At 49.9% G+C, this 21,766-nt stretch carries 11 protein-coding genes; all 11 read left to right on the top strand.

Going from position 1 to position 21,766, the window contains the following annotated elements; genetic code table 11:
* Position 1 precedes the first annotated feature (1 nt).
* Positions 2 to 301: a PAAR domain-containing protein gene (locus tag ACO0LM_RS02065; RefSeq protein ID WP_423033840.1), complete on the top strand. Its 300-nt coding sequence runs from the start codon at positions 2 to 4 to the stop codon at positions 299 to 301.
* A 21-nt stretch (positions 302 to 322) separates the two neighbouring features.
* Positions 323 to 736, top strand: coding sequence for a GPW/gp25 family protein (locus ACO0LM_RS02070; protein WP_423033842.1), 414 nt, complete (start codon positions 323 to 325; stop codon positions 734 to 736).
* 15 nt (positions 737 to 751) lie between these two features.
* Positions 752 to 4,498, top strand: coding sequence for a baseplate J/gp47 family protein (locus ACO0LM_RS02075; protein ID WP_423033844.1), 3,747 nt, complete (start codon positions 752 to 754; stop codon positions 4,496 to 4,498).
* A gap of 2 nt (positions 4,499 to 4,500) precedes the next feature.
* Complete coding sequence (locus ACO0LM_RS02080) at positions 4,501 to 5,316, top strand: hypothetical protein (protein ID WP_423033846.1); 816 nt, start codon at positions 4,501 to 4,503, stop codon at positions 5,314 to 5,316.
* A gap of 7 nt (positions 5,317 to 5,323) precedes the next feature.
* Positions 5,324 to 5,620 (top strand): hypothetical protein, encoded by a 297-nt coding sequence (locus tag ACO0LM_RS02085; RefSeq protein ID WP_423033848.1) that lies wholly within the window; start codon positions 5,324 to 5,326, stop codon positions 5,618 to 5,620.
* Positions 5,610 to 8,111: a hypothetical protein gene (locus tag ACO0LM_RS02090; RefSeq protein ID WP_423033850.1), complete on the top strand. Its 2,502-nt coding sequence runs from the start codon at positions 5,610 to 5,612 to the stop codon at positions 8,109 to 8,111. Before ACO0LM_RS02085 ends, ACO0LM_RS02090 begins: the two co-directional genes overlap by 11 nt.
* Positions 8,112 to 8,115: 4 nt before the next feature.
* The gene (locus tag ACO0LM_RS02095) at positions 8,116 to 15,687 is read left to right on the top strand and encodes a contractile injection system tape measure protein (RefSeq protein ID WP_423033852.1); all 7,572 of its coding nucleotides are present in this window, start codon (positions 8,116 to 8,118) and stop codon (positions 15,685 to 15,687) included.
* 7 nt (positions 15,688 to 15,694) lie between these two features.
* Positions 15,695 to 15,793: a hypothetical protein gene (locus tag ACO0LM_RS02100; RefSeq protein ID WP_423033998.1), complete on the top strand. Its 99-nt coding sequence runs from the start codon at positions 15,695 to 15,697 to the stop codon at positions 15,791 to 15,793.
* Positions 15,780 to 17,060, top strand: a complete 1,281-nt coding sequence (locus tag ACO0LM_RS02105; RefSeq protein ID WP_423034000.1) for an ATP-binding protein — start codon at positions 15,780 to 15,782, stop codon at positions 17,058 to 17,060. The genes ACO0LM_RS02100 and ACO0LM_RS02105 overlap by 14 nt, the downstream gene beginning before the upstream one ends.
* 8 nt (positions 17,061 to 17,068) lie before the next feature.
* Positions 17,069 to 20,398, top strand: a complete 3,330-nt coding sequence (locus tag ACO0LM_RS02110; protein ID WP_423033854.1) for a hypothetical protein — start codon at positions 17,069 to 17,071, stop codon at positions 20,396 to 20,398.
* Between the two features lie 634 nt (positions 20,399 to 21,032).
* Positions 21,033 to 21,731 carry a FadR/GntR family transcriptional regulator gene (locus ACO0LM_RS02115; protein ID WP_423033856.1) on the top strand — a complete coding sequence of 233 codons (699 nt, stop codon included), beginning with the start codon at positions 21,033 to 21,035 and terminating at the stop codon, positions 21,729 to 21,731.
* Positions 21,732 to 21,766 lie beyond the last annotated feature (35 nt).

Here is a 21,766-nt window from a genome sequence, read left to right on the forward strand (position 1 = left end):
TATGCCCCCAGCCGCACGTATCACAGATATGCATGTATGTCCGATGGTAACGCCTGGCGTGCCACCGATTCCGCATGTCGGTGGCCCTATCAGTGGTCCCTGTGTTCCTACCGTATTGATTGGTGGCTTGCCAGCCGCCGTGGTGGGTGACATGTGCGTCTGTGTCGGGCCTCCTGACAGCATCGTGAAGGGATCGGCCACGGTATTCATAGGCAAAATGCCATCCGCCAGGATAGGTGACAATACTGCACATGGTGGCAATATCGTCTTTGGTTGGCCGACTGTCATCATCGGTGGCTAGGCGCAACCCGGGATCATGACCATGGAAAACAATGCTTCATTTTTAGGCACGGGCTGGAGCTTCCCTCCCGAGTTCAGCAAGCGCGGCAACGCCAGGATGGTCAGTGCCGAGGAAGATATTCGTCAAAGCCTGTTGATACTGATATCCACCACCCCGGGGGAAAGAGTCATGCAGCCGAATTTTGGCTGCGGTTTGAAAGCGCAGATTTACGAAAACCTGAACGAAAGCACCATTACCATACTAAAAGATTTGATACGACGCGCCGTCATTTTCTACGAACCCCGGGTCGTACTGGAAGCAATAGAAACAGATCACAGCTATATCTATGAAGGACGGCTGAATATTGAACTGATTTACCGCATCGTCACGACCAACACCCGTCATAACCTGGTGTATCCGTTCTATTTCCGGGAAGGCACCGATGTTCAGGAATAAGCATGAGGTGCTGACGTGACGCAGCCCAGACTATTGATCAGTGATGGCCGCAGCCAGGCACAACGCCGTTCGCCAGCCTTGAGTGGTGACTACTTCAAACTCAATGAAATGCGTTTTGAAGAATTACTGACCATGGCAGTCGACTACGCCAGCATGGTCAAGTTTTATCAGCTTGACCTCAGTGAAGACGGTCACTGGCAGCAATACTTCCATGCGGATGAAGTGGTCTTGCTGGCAAATATCCTGTCCCTGGACCTGAAGCAACTGGCGATGCGCTTTGAACAAAGATTGCAAAGCTATAGCCCGGGCAAGGCCTGGTATCAGCATGACTTGACCATAGAGTTTCCGCAAATTTGTTCTATCCCGTTGGATTCACCACTGCTGCTGGCACGGTTGCTGGAATACTGGCTGTCTTGCGCCAAACGGACAGATGGTCGCACCGGCTATGAGATCACCAAATTACTGGAAAGCATACTGCGTGGCTTGAATAAAGAAATGCTGGCCATGCTTGACCTGACCGCTGACCTCAACTCCGGAGATGCCGCTGCCGCACACAGCCGCCCTGCCTTACCCCTGTTGAATGCGCTGGCGGTCAAACCTGCCAATGTGCAAGATAAAAAAAATGGCAGCGCGCATACAGTCACTGAGACACGCAGCTATTTTCATGCGTTTTCGCAAGCAATTCAAATCGTACAAAATGGCGTGCGACATCTGTTGCCGCAATCGATGAGCAGTCAGGAACATGATCCTGGCAGCAGTTTGCTGATTACCTTCATACAATTATTCCAAAAGCTGCAGATACGGCTGAATCAATTTGGCCAGGCGCATCTGGATTTTTATTATCACCAGATGCTGAAAATGGAGCAGCGCCCGCATCGCTCCGACCATACCTTTGTGGTCATACAGCCCAAGCCGGGTGTGCGCCAGATTTTTGTTGAAAAGGCCACTGAGTTCGTCGCAGGCATAGACAAGAACCAGCATGAAATTACCTATGCCAACCAAGAAGCAGTCACCCTGAATGATGCAAAAATTACCGCGCTGCACACCCTGTTTTTTGACCGGCGCACGATCGATCATCATCTTGAATCGGTTTCCTGCCATACCCAGCCTATCAATGCACTGGCAGATGGCAGCGACGAAAAAGACCATGAAAAATTGCCTCCTCTGCCGTTGTTGGGTGCGCCCAAGCCTGGCGAACGCAATTTCAGCGCCACAGCAGCCAGATTCGGTTTTGCAATCGCCAGCAAGACGCTTTTATTACGTGAAGGCCAGCGTCGCGTCCGCGTGCAATTGCAATATCAAAACGCTGCTGGCGACACGATAAAAGACTGCTTGCGACGTTTTGCACATGAAAATGCGCACGAATACGATGCGTCCCAGAGTGAATTAGTGCGCATGAACGATATTTTCGTCAAGCTGCTGCGTGGCATGTTCCGTATTTCACTGACCACTGCCACTGGCTGGTATCGCGTAACCGAATATCGTCCGGAATACACTGGCCTCAATAGCGACATTGATGCTGATTGCCTGTCCATAGAATTTTCGCTGCTGCCTGACGTTGCTGCCATTTGCAACTACAAGGCCAGTCTGCATGGAGATAATTATGAGACAGATTTGCCGGTAGCACGGTTTGAAATGACCGAAAACGAATATCGTTACCCCTATGATTTTCTGAAAAACTTGGTCTTGCGCCACATTCGCCTGGAAGTCGATGTACAGGGTTGCAGGCAGTTATTGCTGCACAATCAGATCGGCCAGTTGAGTGCCTTGTCGCCTTTCATGCCGTTTGGTCCTTTGCCCAATGTCGGTTCTTATCTGATTGTCGGTTGCGAAGAAACGCTCAGCAAGCAACTCGATGATGCAGAAATCCAGGTGGAATGGAATGGCCTGCCTACCAATCTGGGAGGGATATCGGCTTATTACCGTGGTTACGCCCAGCCCATGAAAAGCGGTGAAGTGCTGGCCAGTGTCTCTGTCCTGTCTGGTGGCAAATGGGTCAAGGGAATGGAGGACATCACCCTGTTTGACGAAATGGCGCGCGACGATGGTAGCCAGAGTAACCAACTGGCGACTGACAGTGTATTGTCGTATCAATCAGCGCTGCAATTCTATAAACCTCTGCCGTACAACACCAGTGATTCGGCACTGCAAAATTTCGCGTACACACCGGCGACCATGGCAGGTTTATTCAAGCTGACACTGGAAGCACCGGAGGGTGCATTCGGCCATCAGGAATACCCCATGTTGCTGGCACAGATACTGACCGACAACGCCCGGCAAAAGAAAGCTGGCCAGGCGCAGGCCTTACCCAATCCACCCTATACACCGCAGATCAGCAGCATAGTATTGAATTACAAGGCGCATTCCACCATTCGTTTTGAGCAAAGCCGTCTGCAGGAACAAAGACCGACACAAGACAAGATGGTGCATCTGCATCCGCTGGGTACGGAAACCATGGTCGCCATCAACTCGCGCGCCATCTATCAGATACCCCAATATGATTATCCGGCCAATCTTTTTATAGGATTACAGGGAAGCGATCTGAGCGGTGCCCTGACCCTGTATTTTTACCTGCGCGAAGATTCACTGCCCATGACCCGCATCAAAGACAGCGGGTTATCATGGTGGTACCTGTCGGGCAACAACTGGCAGAAATTGGATAGGGCAAACATCATTGACGATTCTACCGATGGCTTCATGACCAGCGGCATCGTCAGTTTGAATTTACCCGACGATATAAACACCAACAATACCATCATGCCCCCAGGTGTGTATTGGCTGCGTGTTTCGGCTAACGTGGGTATGGAACGCTTTTGCAGTGTGTATTCCGTCTATGCCCAGGCTATCCAGCTCTCCTGGTGTGCCAACCAGGCGAGCAAAACCAGCGCGGTACTGCCCGCCATGAGTATTACACGCAGCAAGCAAACTATCCCCGGCATTGACCGTGTCCTGCAGATACGTCATTCGGTGGGTGGTAAAAGCGCGGAAACAGTCAGGCGTTTTCGCACCCGCGTCAGCGAAAGATTACGACACAAGAACCGTGCACTGACCGCCAGTGATTATGAATTACTGATACTGGAACAATTCCCTGAAATTCACAAGGTGAAGTGTTTTGCCAATCTGTCCAGCGATATCGATCCAGCCAAGCGCCTGCGTGGCGGCCAGATATTGATCATCCCGCTACCGTATCTGAACAAGGGAGGGCATCTTAATCAGCGCCCATTGTTGAGCGGTCACCTGATACATGAAGTACAGCAATTCATAGAAACCTGCGCCCCGCCCTTCACTGTGATCAGTGTAGAAAACCCTGTCTATGAAGAAATCCAGGTGCGTTGCCAGATCAAACTCAAGTCAGGCTTGCGTGGTGGCTGGTACAGCAGCCAGATTAATCAGTATCTATGCGATTTCCTGTCGCCCTGGCATCCGGTTGGGTACCAACAGCATTTTGGCTGGTGCATACGTGAACATGATCTGATCTCTTTTTTGCTGGACCTTGATTATGTCGAGGCAGTGACCGGTTTTTCCATGTTGCATATCACCCCGACCGGGCAAGGCACTGATTTGCGTTTCCGCATGGATGACAATGCGAGGGATGTGCATGGCACGAAAAACCTGTATCCCATTTATCCGTGGAGTATTGCCGTACCCATGAATCAGCATTGGATCGTATTGCTGGATGAATTTGCATCAGCCGACCCAAAACCTGTCGGTATCAATGAATTGAGAATTGGCTCCACCTTTATTATTCCGCCAAGGAAATAGTTATGAAAAAACGAACCCGAGCCATGCTGAGGCAGCAGTTTGAGCACGGCAAAATGCCTACCGAGGATGATTTCGGAGATTTGATCGAATCCATGTTGAACATGCTTGATGAAGGCTTTGAAAAGTCGGCGAGTGAAGGTTTCAAAGTTGCGCAGTTGGGTGATGGGAAATTGCTCAGCTTCTATCAAAACACTGTCGAAGGAACACCCTTGTGGTCCATGGGCCTGGACGTAGGGACAAATAACCTGAGTTTTCAGGCAAAAAAAAGTCGCCCTTTGTTGACACTGTCCAGCCAGATCGATGATGACGGTGTGACCCACAGCCGGGTAGGCATACGGCAAAGTGCGCCGCGCCATGAACTGGACGTCGGTGGATTTATTGCTTCGCGCGGACGGGTGGGACGTGAAGGAAAAATGTCAGTTCCGGCAGACGGCAATTGGTATGACATCAGCGTGGCCATGACTGGTTGCCAGGCCTGGGAAGTTGTTGCCGGTGTGGGCGGCAAGGATGCCGAAGGCCGCTATGCACTGATGCATGCCTTTGCCATGAATGCCTTCAATTCCAATCCTCACATTACCTATCACCAGACCCATTTTGGCAATAAATGCAGTCGCATAGAATTGCGATGGATAGGTACTGACAGCAATTCCCCCTTTGAATTCAAATTGCAGATGCGGGTCGGCTGTACCTTTGGCAATGAAGTCTGGATCAAATACCACATGACCCAACTCTGGCTGGATACCCAGATGCTGGAGAGTGACCAAAAACCGAAACTGGCACCTCGCCCCCTGACGCAGCCAGCAAAGGCAAAGAAGTGAACATAGTATGAACCCTATTCATATCACCATCTCGCTGGCGCAAGGTAACCTGATACTGGAAGGTCTGGTAGAACGCCCCTTCAAGCAAGTTTTTGCGCTGATCGGAAACCTGAATCAGCAGGCCGGTCAGTTGCTGCCCGCTGGCAGCCCCCCAGATGCAAAGGCCGAATTGACGTTTTCAGCAGCCGAATTGCGTCTCATCATTGAAGTGCTGGGAGAAATGCCCTATAACCGCGTACATCAGTTAGTCCAGCAATTGCATTCGCAACTGAAATTGAGCGAGGTGCGACGACATGCTGGCTGACGACCACATAAAGCGCCTGCAGGCAGATCCTGATGGACTTGATTTTGATGGCTTTCGCCGTCAGGGTGTAGAACTGCTGCAAGCTTTATCTGGTCAGACATGGACAGACTACAATATCCATGACCCCGGCGTGACTTTGCTGGAAATGCTGTGCTACGGCTTGACTGATCTGGTGTACCGGTCAGGATTTTCAGTGGCAGATTTCTTGACGCCGGAATCAGGTGGCATCAACTTTGAACACCAGGCATTGTACCGTCCTCAGGACATCCTGCCGATTCGCCCAGTCACCGCCATTGACTATTGCAAGTTGATTTACGACCATGTGCCGGAAATTGACGATATCTGGATACAGACCGAAAACCACGGTGAAAAAATGGAAGGCCTGTTTTCCATTTACGTCAAATTGCATCAACCTTTATCAGAAATAGAGCAACGCAGTCCCGAAGATGTCAGACAAGATATCATTGCCCTGTATGCCAGCAATCGCAATCTTTGCCAGGATCTGGACCAGGTTTATATCGTCCAGACCGATGCCTATTTCCTGACAGGCGAAATTGAAATTGACGACAGCCGTCCCGCCGCAGAAATATACGCCGACATCTATTTCCAGTGCGCCACCCTGATTTCTTCCGGCGCACGTATTACCCGTTTTGAAGAAGCCATCGCAGAAGGCAAGAGCTGGGAAGAGTTGCTGGATGGTCCCTTGACCAAACGTGGCTACATTGACGACAGGTATTTTTCACGTGCGTCGAATAGTATCGATGTCGTCAGCCTGATCGCCCTGATACGTCGCATGCCGGGAGTAAAGCAGGTTCACCATCTGCAATTGGTCGATTCACAGGGTAAAAAATTCGACCGCCTGAATTTCAACCTGAAGACCAGGCGTTGCTCGGTATTGGCTTTTCCACGCGATGTAGAACAGATGAATTTGATGCGTCTGGTTCATACCCAGACTGGCAACCAGCAATTGTCCACGCATCACCCCATCCGGCAGAAATTCATGCTGCCGCAGGAAGTCAGCCTGCTGGAACAAGTGCGTATCATCTTGAGAAAACATGAGTTCAATCACCATGCATTTCGCAGGCATGACATCAACCTGGAAGAATTAATCGAACTGCCACAGGGAGAACATCGGCCCCTGCGTGAATACTCTTCGATAGCAGAACACTCACCAGCCATTTATGGCATTAATCATTACGGCGTACCCAGCTCGGAGCCGCCAGAGGTGCATGCCCGCGCTAGGCAATTGAAAGGCTTTCTGTTCGGATTTGAACAACTGATGGCCAATTACCTGCAATCACTGCAGGCCATCCCTGATCTGTACTCGCTGAATCTCAATCTGAAACAAAGCTATTTTTCACAACTGCTAGGCAATCAGCAAATACCACTGCTTGAAACCTTATACCGCAATACCTTAAGCCCCAGTCTGCCGGCTGAAATCCTGTCCAAATTCGACCAGTTCATCGACCGCCGCAACCGCGTGCTGGACAGCATGTTGGCCATGTATGGCGAATCATTCCCGGCAGACGCCTTGCGCCGTTTTAATGTGTATCACCATGAACATGACGACCAGACCGTCATCGACAGCAAAATCCACTTCCTGGCACATATACGTGAATTGAGTGCACAACGTGGAGCTGCCATGAATGTGCACGCCCCTTACTGGACGGGCGGCAACAGGGCTTGCTTGCAGCATAAATTGTTATTACTGATGGGATGTGGGGAAGCCAGTCTGGGCCGTTCCTTGACGGCACATTTTTCATCTGCTTCCCCTGCTTTTGTCAGTGCCAAGACGTATGAGAAAAAACTGGGTGAACATCCCAAGTACAAGGCCAACGATAGCCATGCCCTGCCCCTGCCCTTGCAAAAAACCGGGGAAACAACCACAGTCAAACGATTGCCACACGATATGATCTGTGTGGAATTGCTGCGCGCAGGTATAGACTTGCATCGTTACCGGCTGGTAGAACGTGCCGATAAAAAAGTCTGGTTATGCCTGGAAGTGGAACCGGGCAAGCCAATCTGGCATCTTATTCCCCTGCCCAAAGAGCAAGCCGTCAACTACGCACATGGCTTGCGTCAGCGTTTGATAGAACTCAGTCAGCAAAGCGAAGGCATGCATGTGCTTGAACATCTGCTATTGCGCCCCGGTAATCAGCAAGTCAATAGAAACGTCGATGAAAATTTTTATGAACATCGCGTCAGTATCGTTCTGCCCAGCTATACAACACGTTTTGCCGATCCGGCCTGCCGGGCCTGGGTGGAAGAACTCATTGCACAAAATCTGCCTGCCCACATCCTGCCCGAAATACACTGGCTTGATTATGTTTACATGCATCAGTTTGAGCAGCGCTACAAACAATGGCTGGAACTGCTGAATCAAACCCGTCGTTCCGGTCTGCCAGCAGAAGGCCTGGATCAGTCGGCAGATGACATCATTACCCTGCTGCGTATCGTCAGACAGAATTATTCACCACAGCATTGGTTATGAAATCATGAAACCAATCCATGCTATCGATGATCTGATATTTGATTTTTCATTTGCGCAAGGGCAAATGGAAGAAACTGCCCTGTCCGACTGGATCAGCACCAGCATACCTGCATTGATAGATGAGGTGATGACACAGTCCGATACGGGAACAGGTATCTATCGCATAGAAAAGCTGGAAATTGATCTTGGTGAAATGACCGAACAAGAATTGCCCATAGAATTGCCACGACGATTGTATGCCCAATTGAGTTCTGCGTTAAACATGCCACGCGAACACGCGACCGAACCCGTCATTGTCGAAGAAGTGGCTGCCGACGATAAACAATATCTGGAAGATTTTTTACGCACAGGGCGTTTGGCATGGGTGGTATCCAGCCATCCTCGCGAAGCACACACACAGCTATTGGAACGGGTACTCAAAAGTAGCAATGCCGCCATCGCCATGCGACAGATCGTCACCAATCAGCAAATGCGCCTGCGTTTGTCGCTGCAATTTGATGAAAAACAGTTATTCAAGGTACTTGATAAACTGCTCAGCCACTGGCCAGTTTATCTGTCGCATCAAGTGCAACAATGGGCACACCTGGAATTGGCGTCGCACAGTACGTCTGCGACAGCCGCCCAGACTTATTGGCAATGGCTACTGCTGGCAGTCGTCGGGCAGACACAAGAAATGCCTGCTGTATTGCATGCATGGTCTTTGCACAGCCATAAGACAAGCGATGCGCTACTGCTTAAGTATCAGCAGTATGTTGAGAAAAACACTCCTCAGCCGGGACATGATCCCATATCGCTGCCCGAATTATTTGGTAAGGACCTTATTGCACAAATCCGGGTCGGGCATAGCTCACCTGACAAGCAAGCAGAAATGCAGGGGCTTCAAAAAGAAGTGGTAAAAACAGCCCCTGACGCATTTGAAGACGCATTTGAAGACGCAGTTGATAACGCAGTTGATAACATGCATGCGCTTGCCCAATTTAGCAACACATCTGCCATACCACCGGAAACTGGTAAAACACAGGCACGTCAGGAAAATAAAAAGACAGTAAATCAGTCGGACGACCATTTCACGCAAAAGAAACTGGAGAAACCAACTACTTCACCTGGTGCACCACTTGCTGCGGTCGACATCGATGATCTTTATCAAGCCCTGTGTGCAGGCGACTGGCCAATAATCAAACCTCGCTGGCAGCAATTGATCAGCAAGCACACAGACTTGCTGCGCCGCGCGCATGCACAGGGGTGGGCATATTGGCTGAAAAATTTCCCGGCAGCGCAATTACGTATCGTCAACCAAATTCTTCAGCCACGGGCAAGCTGGCTATTGGAAAGAATACTCAATCATGCCCAGTCTATACGGACCGGTCAGGTGAAACTGTGGTTTGAACAAAGCCAGCCTATCCTGCTGGCGGCTACACCCTCCACCCTGCAACCAGAGGAGTTATTAAGACTGTTGCCGCAATTGCGTGATATTGCAGCCAGCATAGACGAATTACACATCTACCTGCCGCAAGACATGGATGAAAAAAATACGCCAGCCGCCAGGGACAGTCATGACTTACTCACCCCTGAAGATGCAGATACCTACATTAACGTGCCGCAAACGACTGACGACATGTTCACCAGCAGCAACAAAAAAACACATGCCAGGAAAGCCGTAAAAAATCCAGTACCCGCGCCTGCAGCAACAGGAAAGCCAACAAAATTCATATCGGCATCAGCGAAGTCAAAAACGCAGACATCCAAGCTGCCCACGTCAAGCACTGAAACAACGGCAAACAATGCCTCCGTTACCCTGACGCAGTTGTATAAAGCACTGGAAAATGCCGATCTACGAGAACTAGCCCCCCATTGGGAAAAGCTTTTGCATCAGCACAGTGACCTCATCCGTCAGGCCCAGACAGGATCATGGCCGGTATGGCTATCAACGCTGCCACCGCAAAAACTGCATGATCTTAGTCTCGTGCTACAGGCGAGCGCCACCTGTGATCTTGAAGAATTGATAGGCAATCTGCCTTTAGCTATGCGCCAATCCATATTGGCATCGGCTCTGCCATTGTTACTACGGGCTACACCTGACTCACTCAACATTGCAGATTTGCTTAGACAAGTTCCACCACTGCGGGATATTGAACAAGGCCGCAAAGCCAAGCATGCAGAAACCGGGACCAACTATCGTGTTTCAATGGCGGCAGTAACAAGCAATACCGAAACAAGTGCTGATGCAAACACCGACATAAGCACTATTGCACCCATGCAAATGCACGCCAATGTCAACCCCGCTGTAAATGTCAATGCCAATATAAATACCAATGTCGACATAAACACCGCAATAGATATGGCGACACTTGATATCACCGCCGCCGGTGACAATCAGGATTCGCCGATCATTGAATTGTCTGCACCGAGCAAACAACTGCTAGAGGCTCTGTCGACAACTGACATCACTGCGATCATGCACACCTGGACATCTGCCGGTATAGAAAAGGTGGACAGTTTGCTACAGGTATGGACCATGATTCGTCAGCAGCAACGACACGCAATCCTGCAATCGCTTGAATTTTCTGTATTGATGGAATGGGTGCAGATTCTCCAACCACAAACCAGCCAACTGACTGCCGAGCTACAGCAACAGGCCATGCGCCTGGCACAAGTCGCGCAAGTATTGCATGCACATAAAAATAGCTTGTTGCGAGATGTAACGACGGATACTGCGGTGGATACTGCTGCGGATACTGCGGTGGATACTGCTGCGGATACTGCGGTGGATACTGCTGCGAATACTGCGGTGGATACTGCGGTGGATATTGCGGTGGATATTGCGACGGATATTGCGGTGGATATTGCGACGGATATTGCGACGGATATTGCGACGGATATTGCGGTGGATATTGCGGTGGATATTGCGACGGATATTGCGACGGATATTGCGACGGATATTGCGACGGATATTGCGACGGATATTGCGACGGATATTGCGACGGATATTGCGACGGATATTGCGACGGATATTGCGACGGATATTGCGACGAATATTGCGACGAATATTGCGACGAATATTGCGACGAATATTGCGACGAATATTGCGACAGATATTATGACGAATACTGCGACGGATATTGCGACGGATAGAAAAACTGGCCGCACTGCCCTGCCTGAAACCGAATCCGCAAAACAATATGCAGAACAACTCCAGCGCAAAGCATTGACATACCTGCTGCAAACCAATGCCGAATCGCTTGCCCCCGAACATATTATCCAGGCAATGCTGGCTGACCAGGGCCATGCTGGTGACCTGGTACATATCTGGAAAAAACTACCGGATATGGAATTACATGCAAAGCAGCTATACCAGGCTTTGCAAAACTGGCACGCGTCGCACCCATCCCTTGCAACACAGGCACCAGATACACGCTCGGCCACCGCACCTGACTTGCAGGCACCAGATACAAGCTCGACCACGGCACCTGACTTGCCGGCGTATAGCAACAAACCTGCGCCCGCAGATATCAGGGCACTAGGCACCAACCTGGATTTTTCCAATTTCCGTCTGTGGGCCAAAGGTCAATTGTCTCTATGGGAACTTGAGCTCACCAACCAGCAATCGCAGCAATGGCTGAGATGGTGGTTCACCAGCAATGAACAGCAAGGCCAGGACCATCACCTGCTTTTCCGGCAATCGATTATTTCTTATTGCGAACAGGCAGAATACCCTGCCCTGTTCCTGAAACTGGTGTTAACACAGTTACAGCAAGACAAAGAAATTGATCTCGATCATTTGCTGCAAGAATCGGTACAGCTGGCTTCGCAAGAAGCAATCGCCGTCCAGGGTGATTTGACACAAGTGGAGGTCAATCCAGTTCAAGCTGAAACTCAACTGGCAACCTCTGCACAAACACGGGATGTGATAGCCAATGCTGTTGCTGACCTTGATTTTGAAACTGAACCAGAAGTTGAATTTGAAACCAATGCCAAAGCCGGACAGACATCTACCCGTTTGCATCCCGCGACCAATCCACTGCTTTCGTCCGACTTGGGTAAAAAACTATTTCTATGGCTTACCAGGGATCATCATGACCTTGATGCAGGAAAAGATACACTTGCTCAACACCCGGAATTTACTATCCTGCTGGGCCAATTAAAGCAAGACAGCAGCATACTAATGCTATGCAATAGCACGCAACTACATCAGTTGCTGCTGGATTATCTGAATCTGGAATATGGCCATCAAACCAGGCAGCACTTCTTGCAATCCATAGAACGCTATGCATTACAGTCAGCAGACTTGCATGCCTATTTAAGAATGGTATTGCAAGACTTGCTTGAGCAAAAAACCGTGGACCTGGAGCAGATACTGGCTGCCAGCCAGGACACTGTCATTCAATTGAAAGCGCAAGCCATCAACGCGTATTTCGTGAGTGATTCTGCAATTAATTTTACAAACGTTTTTTCAAATGATTTTGAAAATAAAAATCAGCATACGTATCCGACACCGGTTGCGCACGTAGCAGGCAGGCAAGAACTCCTGTCTGACCTGCCAGGTACTGAGGACAATAAAAACAGCCAGCGTAGTTCTGACACACCGACGGCTCCATCTATGCAGGACATCTTTGCCCAGGCACAGGCATGGCATACACCTGCGCTGCATTTCTGGCTTTCGCAATTGTTGACCGGCACCTCTTCACTGCGAGCTGCACAGGCCTGGCTGACGGCACTGGAAATGCACGTCAAACAAATGGCACAGTCAGCGAGCGCAGCCTTATTGCCATATCTGCTTTTGCAGACACTGATGCACAGGCAAGCTGGCGAACAACAGCAAAAAGCCTTCAGGCAGGCTATTTTGCAGTATTTTCCTTATGACGAAGACAGTCAGCAACACATTGCTGCATGGTTGGCCAATGATGCAGAAGCATTGCTATTACAACAGAAGATTGACTTTTGTCTGGCCCAAGCAGATACCGAAGTCATTGGCCTTTCTGGCCAGGATGATGAAACAGGCACATCTGCGTCAGCAGATCGAATAGACCAAACAGGCCGAATAAACCAAACAGACCAAACAAGCCGAACAGGGCAGCCCGACACAGACACCCGCAAAGGGACTGAAAGCCGCGTCGGCGACGTGAACAATACCGTCGGCGAGCATAATGACGAAGCGCATGTCTTGTACGAAGCCTTTATACCCGGCGTGACTGCACGACGCCCATCGCAACAAGCAGACGTGCCGCCAGACAGGTCCGTGCAGCAGCTCATGCCTAATCTGCCGCACCGCATTGCCCAAGCCATGCTGCAAGCCAATATGGATAGCCTGGCACCTGTATGGGAACACCTGATGACGGCAGATAGAGATTTGCTGGCACAGGGCATGCGTCGCTATATGGTACGCCCGGAAGAACAACGACGTCTGCTGGCACAGACCAGTCATGACAAGCTCAGAGACTTGATACGCGTACTGCAACACCAGGCTGGCAGCATGCTCGACACCATCTGGGCAAACTGGGATATTTGTCAGCAAGCTGGCAATCTATCAGTCAGCGCGTCAGCATTGAAAGAGAAAGTACTGGCAAGCAGCCTGTCCTTCCTGCTGACATCGGCATCGGACGTATTTAATGCAGAAAGCTTGTTGAAAAAGATACTTGCTGTCTTTGTACAGGATACCAATACTGATGCGGCCATACTGCAGCTTGCGCAAGCCTGGTTTGCCCACTTTAGTTCAAACCGACCAGAGCCGCTATTCGCTGCACTGAATACCATGGTGTATGGACGTAGTTATTTGCGGGTATTGCAGCAACGCATATTGTCAGTTACGGATTTCCAGCAAACCAGACTGCCAGACCATCAAGAAGAACATCGTCAGGATATGGCAACATCTCCTGAAATGGAAACCCATGATACCGGCACTGGCGCAGACCGTGAATTGATTATCACAACGCTGGCGAATGATTTCCCGCAACTGCTGCAGGAATTTTTGCAAGAACTTGAACATGCCAATCTTGAAGAGGCACAATTTGTGTCGGAAGAATGGCAGCAGATGATATATGCACTGTTGAATCAGTTCCCGCACAAAATACAGGCCAGTTTCTGGAAACAATGGGAAGAGAAATTCTTACCGACTGAAATACGCAGCGCCGTACCTGGTACGGCAACACCAAGCCTTGGATTGATGCACCCTGATCAGGGCTCTGTTTGGAAAGCCATACCAGAAACAGCCTACAAAGCAAGCCTGCAAGATTTATTATTTAAGTCAAAACAAGTTGCTGAGTATGTCAGAGCCAACACCGCATCACTGGCAGACCAGGAAGAAAATCCTTACGCTACAAGTGAGCCCGGCAAGCCATACACACAGGCAGTGGCAGAGAAAAAATCTGCTTCATATACTGAATCTGTCACTGCATCGGCCACTGCATTTTCTGCTGTCTCTGCTGCCATGAAAAATGCAGGCCAGTTTATAAAGAACCAGCAACTATCGGACGTGGAAAGGCTGGCCTTTATCCTGCAACGCAATGCAGAACCGGATACGGAACAAAGGACAATTTTTATCTTGCTGACGCAAAGACTATTGGCAGGCAAGGCCAGCACGAGCAAAGCGATAGCCAGTGACATCATGCTCAGCGCGCTAAACAGGCCGCAAGGCCTGCGCCGGCTGTTGGACATATTGCCACCGCCTGCCTTGAAGAACCTGCTGGAAAAGTTGTTGCCGACGTTCTCGCCGACATTGCCAACACTATTCATGCAACTGGAACAAGCCCTGGAGATAGCAGTCCCACCAATGGCAAGTTTTGTCTGGCGTACAGTCTATGAAAATATCTTTGTCAGTCATATCACCCAACCTGGTACTGCCTTTACCCAGGCCATGGTGCGTGGACTGGCTTCCCACTATCAGGCAGCAGATGTTGCCGACTGGTTGCGTAAAACCGAAGATGCAGCGCTGCTGACACATGCCGACGTGACTGGCCCATCTGCAAGAACAGAAGATGTAATTAGACAGAATACCGCCGCAGCCAACACACCTGCAGCCAATGTCAGTAAAACCAGACGCCAACCCGACGACATACCAGATCGTGCGGATATCCATGTAGACAATATCCATATCCACAATGGTGGATTGATCTTGCTGGCACCGTATATACCACGCCTGTTCGATATTCTGGAATTGACCAAAGATGGCAATTTTATAGATGAACAAAGTGCACAACGGTCCGTGCATCTGCTGCAGTTCATCGTTACGGGTGAGCTGGAGACGCCAGAATATCAACTGGTACTGAATAAATTATTGTGTGGCATCAAGGGTGGGATACCGATATGCAGAGGCATCACCCTGCTTGATCGTGAGCAGGAAGTGATAGAGCAAATGCTGGGAGGCGTGATTGCCAACTGGGGAGCATTGGGTGGCTCTTCCATCACAGCCTTGCGGGAAACTTTTTTGCAAAGACAGGCGCATTTGTACCGGCAAGACGACGCCTGGCACATGACGGTGCTCCCAGGTACGTTTGACATGTTACTGGATAAGTTACCCTGGAGTTTTGCCTTGACCAGGTTCCCCTGGATGGAAGCACCGATACATACAACCTGGCGCTGATAGCCCAATTTGCGGAAATGACAGACAGACATATGAACAACAATGCAGCATGCCTGGAGCGAGAGATAGCCTGGTTTACCCAGGTTTGCGATATGCGCTTCCGTAGCTATTTCAGCGACGGCGATGAAACACGTGCTTTGCAAGAATTATGTCCCACGCCAGCTTTGCAAGCTGATGATGGTCCTTATGCAGAACTGGTCTTGCAATATCAAATGGGCTTTGAGGAAAGACTTATTTTTCTTTTGGCTTTCTTGCCTCATTGCCGCCCTCAGGCCCTGGATATTTTCATGTTGCAAAATGCGCAAACCGGGCGTGCCTACAGTGAAATTGGTGGCTGGCGTGGAAAAATTCACGGCGGTTTTTTACCGACCTGCGAAACCGCAGCCTTTATTCTGGCCGGTAATGATCTGGAGCAGCGCTTTATCGTCGCACACCTGTTCCAGGAAGACCATTTCTTCCTGCAGCAGGGTATCTTGCGGCTGGAACACGGTGCCAACGGCGAGCCGTTTTTTGGTTCTTCCTTCATGTTGGGAAATGAATATCTGCAAAGACTGAGCAGCGGTGAAGTTCACAAACCGGATTTCAGCGCCAATTTCCCGGCCAAGTTGATGCACACCAAGTTGTCCTGGAGTGACCTGGTGTTAAACCCCGAAGTGATGGAAGAAGTAGAAAACATCGTGACCTGGTTAAGGCATCCACAGTTGATCCTGCAACGCTGGGGTTTGGAAAAAACCGTCAAGCCGGGTTACCGCAGTCTGTTTTATGGCCCACCCGGTACCGGCAAGACCCTGACAGCCTGCCTGATAGGTGCGGCGGTGGGGGCAGACGTGTATCGCATAGACCTGTCCATGATCGTTTCAAAGTATATAGGTGAAACCGAAAAAAACCTGGCCAGTGTATTTGACCAGGCGCAAAACAAGAAATGGATATTGTTTTTTGATGAAGCAGATGCGCTTTTTGGCAAACGTACACAAACCAGCAGCTCCAACGACCGTCATGCCAATCAAGAGATTTCCTATCTCTTGCAAAGGGTGGAAGATTTTCCGGGCGTGGTACTGCTGGCGACCAATTTGAAAGCGAATATAGACCAGGCTTTTGCACGTCGTTTTCAGAGTGAAGTCTACTTCGCCATGCCTGACCCCACCCAGCGCGAACGTCTCTGGCGGGGATTGTTTTCACAGGCTGATAGCCTGGGCCCGGATGTTGATTTCAAACGGCTGGCCGAAAAATATGAATTGTCTGGCGGTGCCCTGCTCAACGTGGCGCGTTACGCGGCCATACGTGCGGTGAGAATGGAACGCGAAACCATCGTACAAGACGATCTGATTGCCGGTATTGGAAAAGAATTAATGAAGGATGGAAAAACACTATGATTACCATCATGAAGCGAAACTCGCATCGCGCCAGTTTATTGCCGTTAAGTTGCCTGCTGATCGCTTGCGGTATTATTTTCGATAGCCAGGCCTGGGCTGCTGACCCGGCACCAGCGAGTGCAGCCGCAAGTACAGTCAATACCAGCGCAGCCAGTGCCAGTGCAGCCAGTACCAGCAACAGCTTGGGTCTCACCCCGGCCCCCGCCCCGCGCCAGGCACCTGCCACTGCGGCAACTCCTGCTGTGGCTCCCCTGGCTTCTGCAACTCCTGCAGCTTCTCCGGCCCCCATCCCTGCTTATGCACCGGCTAGCGCCAGCATGCCAGGCTATGCAGAAAAGACCCGGATGACTGCCGCTAAAAAGCCAGCGAAACCCATATACACACCTGCTGTCATTCCACCGGTGGTCGCATCAGCGCCCGCCAGCACCTCATCCGTCATTGTGGCGGCACCGGCATCGATGACCGCCCCGCCACCAGTGCCACTGGCTACTTCATCATCAAAGCCTGCAAAGACACCAATACTGACATCGATTACCTCGCCGGTTTTTGGGGATTATGACCGTATCTGGCGCATCTCCAATTTCAGGAACCTGAGCCATGACGTTGTGCTGCAAATGCAGCAACAAATGGGATTGGTGTATTACCCGCTGGCGGACTGGAAGCATGACTATGCCTTGCCCAAGCAGCCACTCAATGACGGCATACTGGGGCCGATTACAGCGGCGTGGCTGCAACGCATGTGCTTCAATTTTAAAATCCCCCTGGATGAAAGCCTGGGAACCCGTTTGCCGCCAGCAGTCACACGGCTCGCTGAATTTGCCAAGAAATATCCGACTGAAACAGGCATCCTGATCAGTCCGGATTTTGAAAGCTGGGATAATCTTGAACCCGAACCACAACGCGGGCAAGATTTCCAGGTCAGGCGACAAGGCAGTGATGCCGAGTTGCTGGCATTGGTAAAGCGCTATCTGTCCAGGAAGAAAACAAAAACTAAAACAAGCAGCAGCACCAACGACGTTCGCGAACCGCTGACCGTATACATCTACTCCCTGACTGCAGATGATCTCGGCATACTGGGGGGCAAGGATCAGGTCATTCTTGCGTTAACAGCGTTGAAAGACAAAGAGTTTGATTCAGTAGAAGCCCTGAAAGCTGCCGTCAACCAGGCACTGGGCAACCGTGCACAGTTATTTCAGCATCTGTGGCCATTGATAGAAAAACAGATAGTCGATGTCCCTGGTTACCAGGTCAATGCCAGCAAACTCGCTGCGTTGAAAACCCAGAATGTCGATGACGCTATCCTGAAGGCCCTGGCCAAGCTCAATGACAATTACTTTCTGGACAAATCAGAGTTGGAATTGAATGTAAATGACGTCCTGAAAGATTTTCCACCAGAAGATATAGCAGCGGCATTTTCCAAACTGAGCAAACAAGCCGAAGTGCTCGATGGTGTGCAATTGAATGCACAATCTTTGGTCAATTTGACAAATGATCTAAAAGGCGACATCTACAATGCCAGCGTACCCACTGGTATCGTGAAAATGTTGAAGGAAATTCAAGACGTCCAGTATCCTGATGTCAATCTGTTTAATAGCGCAGCACGCGCAAAAATCCTGTACTCCATCGGCGCCTGCAAAAAGAATCTACCGCAAGACAATCAATATGTCGTCAGCATCCGCATCAGTGATGATGAACTGGCCTTGCTCAAAGACAATTTGAGCAAACTTGAAATCAGTCTCATTAAAGGTAGTGCACAACTGAATCTGACGACCACATTTGACATGCTGACCAAACTCCGTGCGCGTCAGAACACTTGCACAATGGAAGAGTACAAAAGCACCATCGATGCCGTCGCAAAGATCTTTGACAGCTATCTGGCAAACGTCGTTGACTCAACCGCAAGGAAAAACTATCCCAATTCCGGCTTGCCGATTAAATGGAATGGCGGCAAATGCGGTTGCGCACTGGATCACGTAACAGGCGTGGTCTATGGCTTTTACCCCTTCTGGATAAATCAGGGTAAAGAACAGACAATGAATTTCAGCATGCTGAGCCGTATTGCTTACCATGCTCTCAGCATGGATAACCTGGGTGAACTCAAACAAAGTAATGATATTGCCAAAAGTGGACAATTCACCATTGATGATGGTTCAGCCGCACCGAATGAATTCATTCAAACAGCCCGCAATTACAATTCCAAGGTTGACTGGGTTGTACAAAAAAGTGACTGGGATGAATGGAGCAAATATCCGGCCGAAAGCAAACAAGCGATTTTCCGCAGGCTGGCAAACAATATTATCAACCTCTTGCATACGCCTTTAACGGATAAATTTTCCAAGGCTATGCCATACCTGAGCCTGGGTTTCAGCAGAACGCCGAAACGCGGCGATGGCGTCACCATCTATTTCCAGGATTATCCAAGAGATGCTGAATCCACCCGGTTATTCAACGAATTTTATGGGTATCTCAGACATAGCATGTCGGGTGACAGGGTTGCTATCAATATTCTCTTGTCCAGACCAGAACTTGCTAATCCGGACAGTGCTTTTAGCATGGCAAATTTAATCAGATTGCGCAAAGTGGAAAGAGAAATACATGGCAACAAGGAAGAATACAATCGGGACCTGAAAACCTACTTCCTGATTTTGCTGGATGAACCCAGTACCGATGCCAAGAAACTGCTGCGGCATGATATCGATGTGGAAAGCAGCATCAGCGGTGCAGAACGGGTAGAATTTTTGCAAGGCGTCGTACCTGTCGTGCAATTCGACAACCGCAACTGGCAGCAGTTGGAGGCTGATATCGCCTATATGAATTACAATTTTGGCGGTATGGGTTTCTGGCCACTGCCGGTCGCCAATCTGGCCAAGCCAGCTCCGACCAAACCGCAATCCTGTATGGATTCGCAGCAAGTCTTGATCTGCCTGCTGGACAATTTTAAAATGCCGGGTACAGAAAGCCATCTGCCCTCACTGATTGCTCGTGAAGTCTGCGAATACCGCTGGACACTCATCATCTTGATGAACTGCTGGCTGATTGCAATTGCGGTACTGGCTTTCCTGTATTTTAAATACTGCAATATACAAAACTTCATCCGCCGGTATTTCTTGTGGATGATGATTTTCGTGCTGCTACCTCCATTGATCATCTTCACCCTGTTGCTATTCTACGATCCGGCCTGGACCGGCTTATCACAAGGTAATCTGCCGTTCATCATTGCTCTGGCGGTGATTGTCCTCGGCACTATTGGCGGTTACCTGTATATCCAGTCTCAACGTGAATTGCCGCAGCGAGAGAGAATCAATCAGCAAAAGAAAAAGCCGCGAGAAACCTCTTAGCGCTCAGACACGGTAAAGGGTAGATTGCAATCGACCCTTTACCGATCGAAAAAATGAATGAAACTAGTGGACTGTCACAGTTGAAACAGAAGTGAAAGACGCTTGCCCGGCGATCAGGGCAAGGCAAGGTTAACACTTATGCACAGCGATAGTGAACTATCGCGAGCATTTGCAACGCAGCCATGGTCGTCGCGCAAGCGGAAGGCACTCTGTTTTCAATTGTTACAGTCCACCAGTCACGCCAACAAGACGTCAGCAAGGTTCAGGGACATAGTTACGCGGCCAGCCATGATTACGACGACAACTGACCAACTTGCTGGCATCAGCGACAGCAGTCAGGCAAAGCGATAGCCAGATTATTTTATGTAAGGCCGTGGGCATAGGCATGGAAAATGTTGCCCTGGCAGAATTTGTATACAGACAGATCAGAAAGAAAGTGAGAGCTCGTGCCTAAGAATAGGCCAAATTGGTGCAAATTTCCATTTCTCACAGATTAGCTATCAAATCTGACATGTTCAGTAACACCTATTGAAAAAAAATTTACCTATCCCAACTTGCCACAATGGACAGATCAAACTAAGATTGGGAGTTGGCGGTTTCGCCTGCTTTATATTGCATTAATCGAATTCTCTCAATGAAAAAAAATCCTGCTCCTCAAGAAGCGACTATTACCGAACCACGTCTATACAGGGTCGTATCAAGCCGGATTCAAGAACTTATCCGTGAAGAAAACATAGGCGCAGGAGAACGGCTGCCACCAGAACGTGAACTGGCCAACAAACTGAGCGTCAGCCGTACCTCCCTGAGAGAAGCCCTGATCGCACTGGAGTTGGGTGGTATCGTCGAAGTCAGGGGTGGTTCTGGCGTTTACGTATGTGAACAAACCAGCCAGGAAGTCCCCGCAGAACCGGTCGGGCCAGGTCCATTTGAAGTCTTGTCTGCACGCCGTCTGATCGAATCAGAAATTGCAGCGATCGCCGCCAAAATGGCAACGGATTCGGCAATCGACGCCATCTTGCGGACCGTTATCGAGATGGAAAACAACCACGACAATCGCAATAGCAATGAAATGGCTGATCGCAATTTCCACCTGGCTATTGCGCGTGCTACCGGCAATAGCGCCTTGATAGGCGTGGTGGAATACCTGTGGAATCAGCGTGGCACCTTGTGGCACAAGCTCAAAGAACATTTCCAGACCGAGGAATTGCGCCAGCAAACCTTGATAGACCACCGCAATATCCTGGAAGCCATCGCTTCGCACAATGCCGTTGCCGCACGACAAGCCATGCGTGCCCATCTTGACAGGGTCACGCGTACCTTCTCGCGCGGTTAAGCTTAAGTAAAACTCCCTCACCGCCACCCTGACTA

It is taken from the genome of Undibacterium sp. Di26W (assembly GCF_049340265.1).
Lineage (GTDB): Bacteria > Pseudomonadota > Gammaproteobacteria > Burkholderiales > Burkholderiaceae_D > Undibacterium.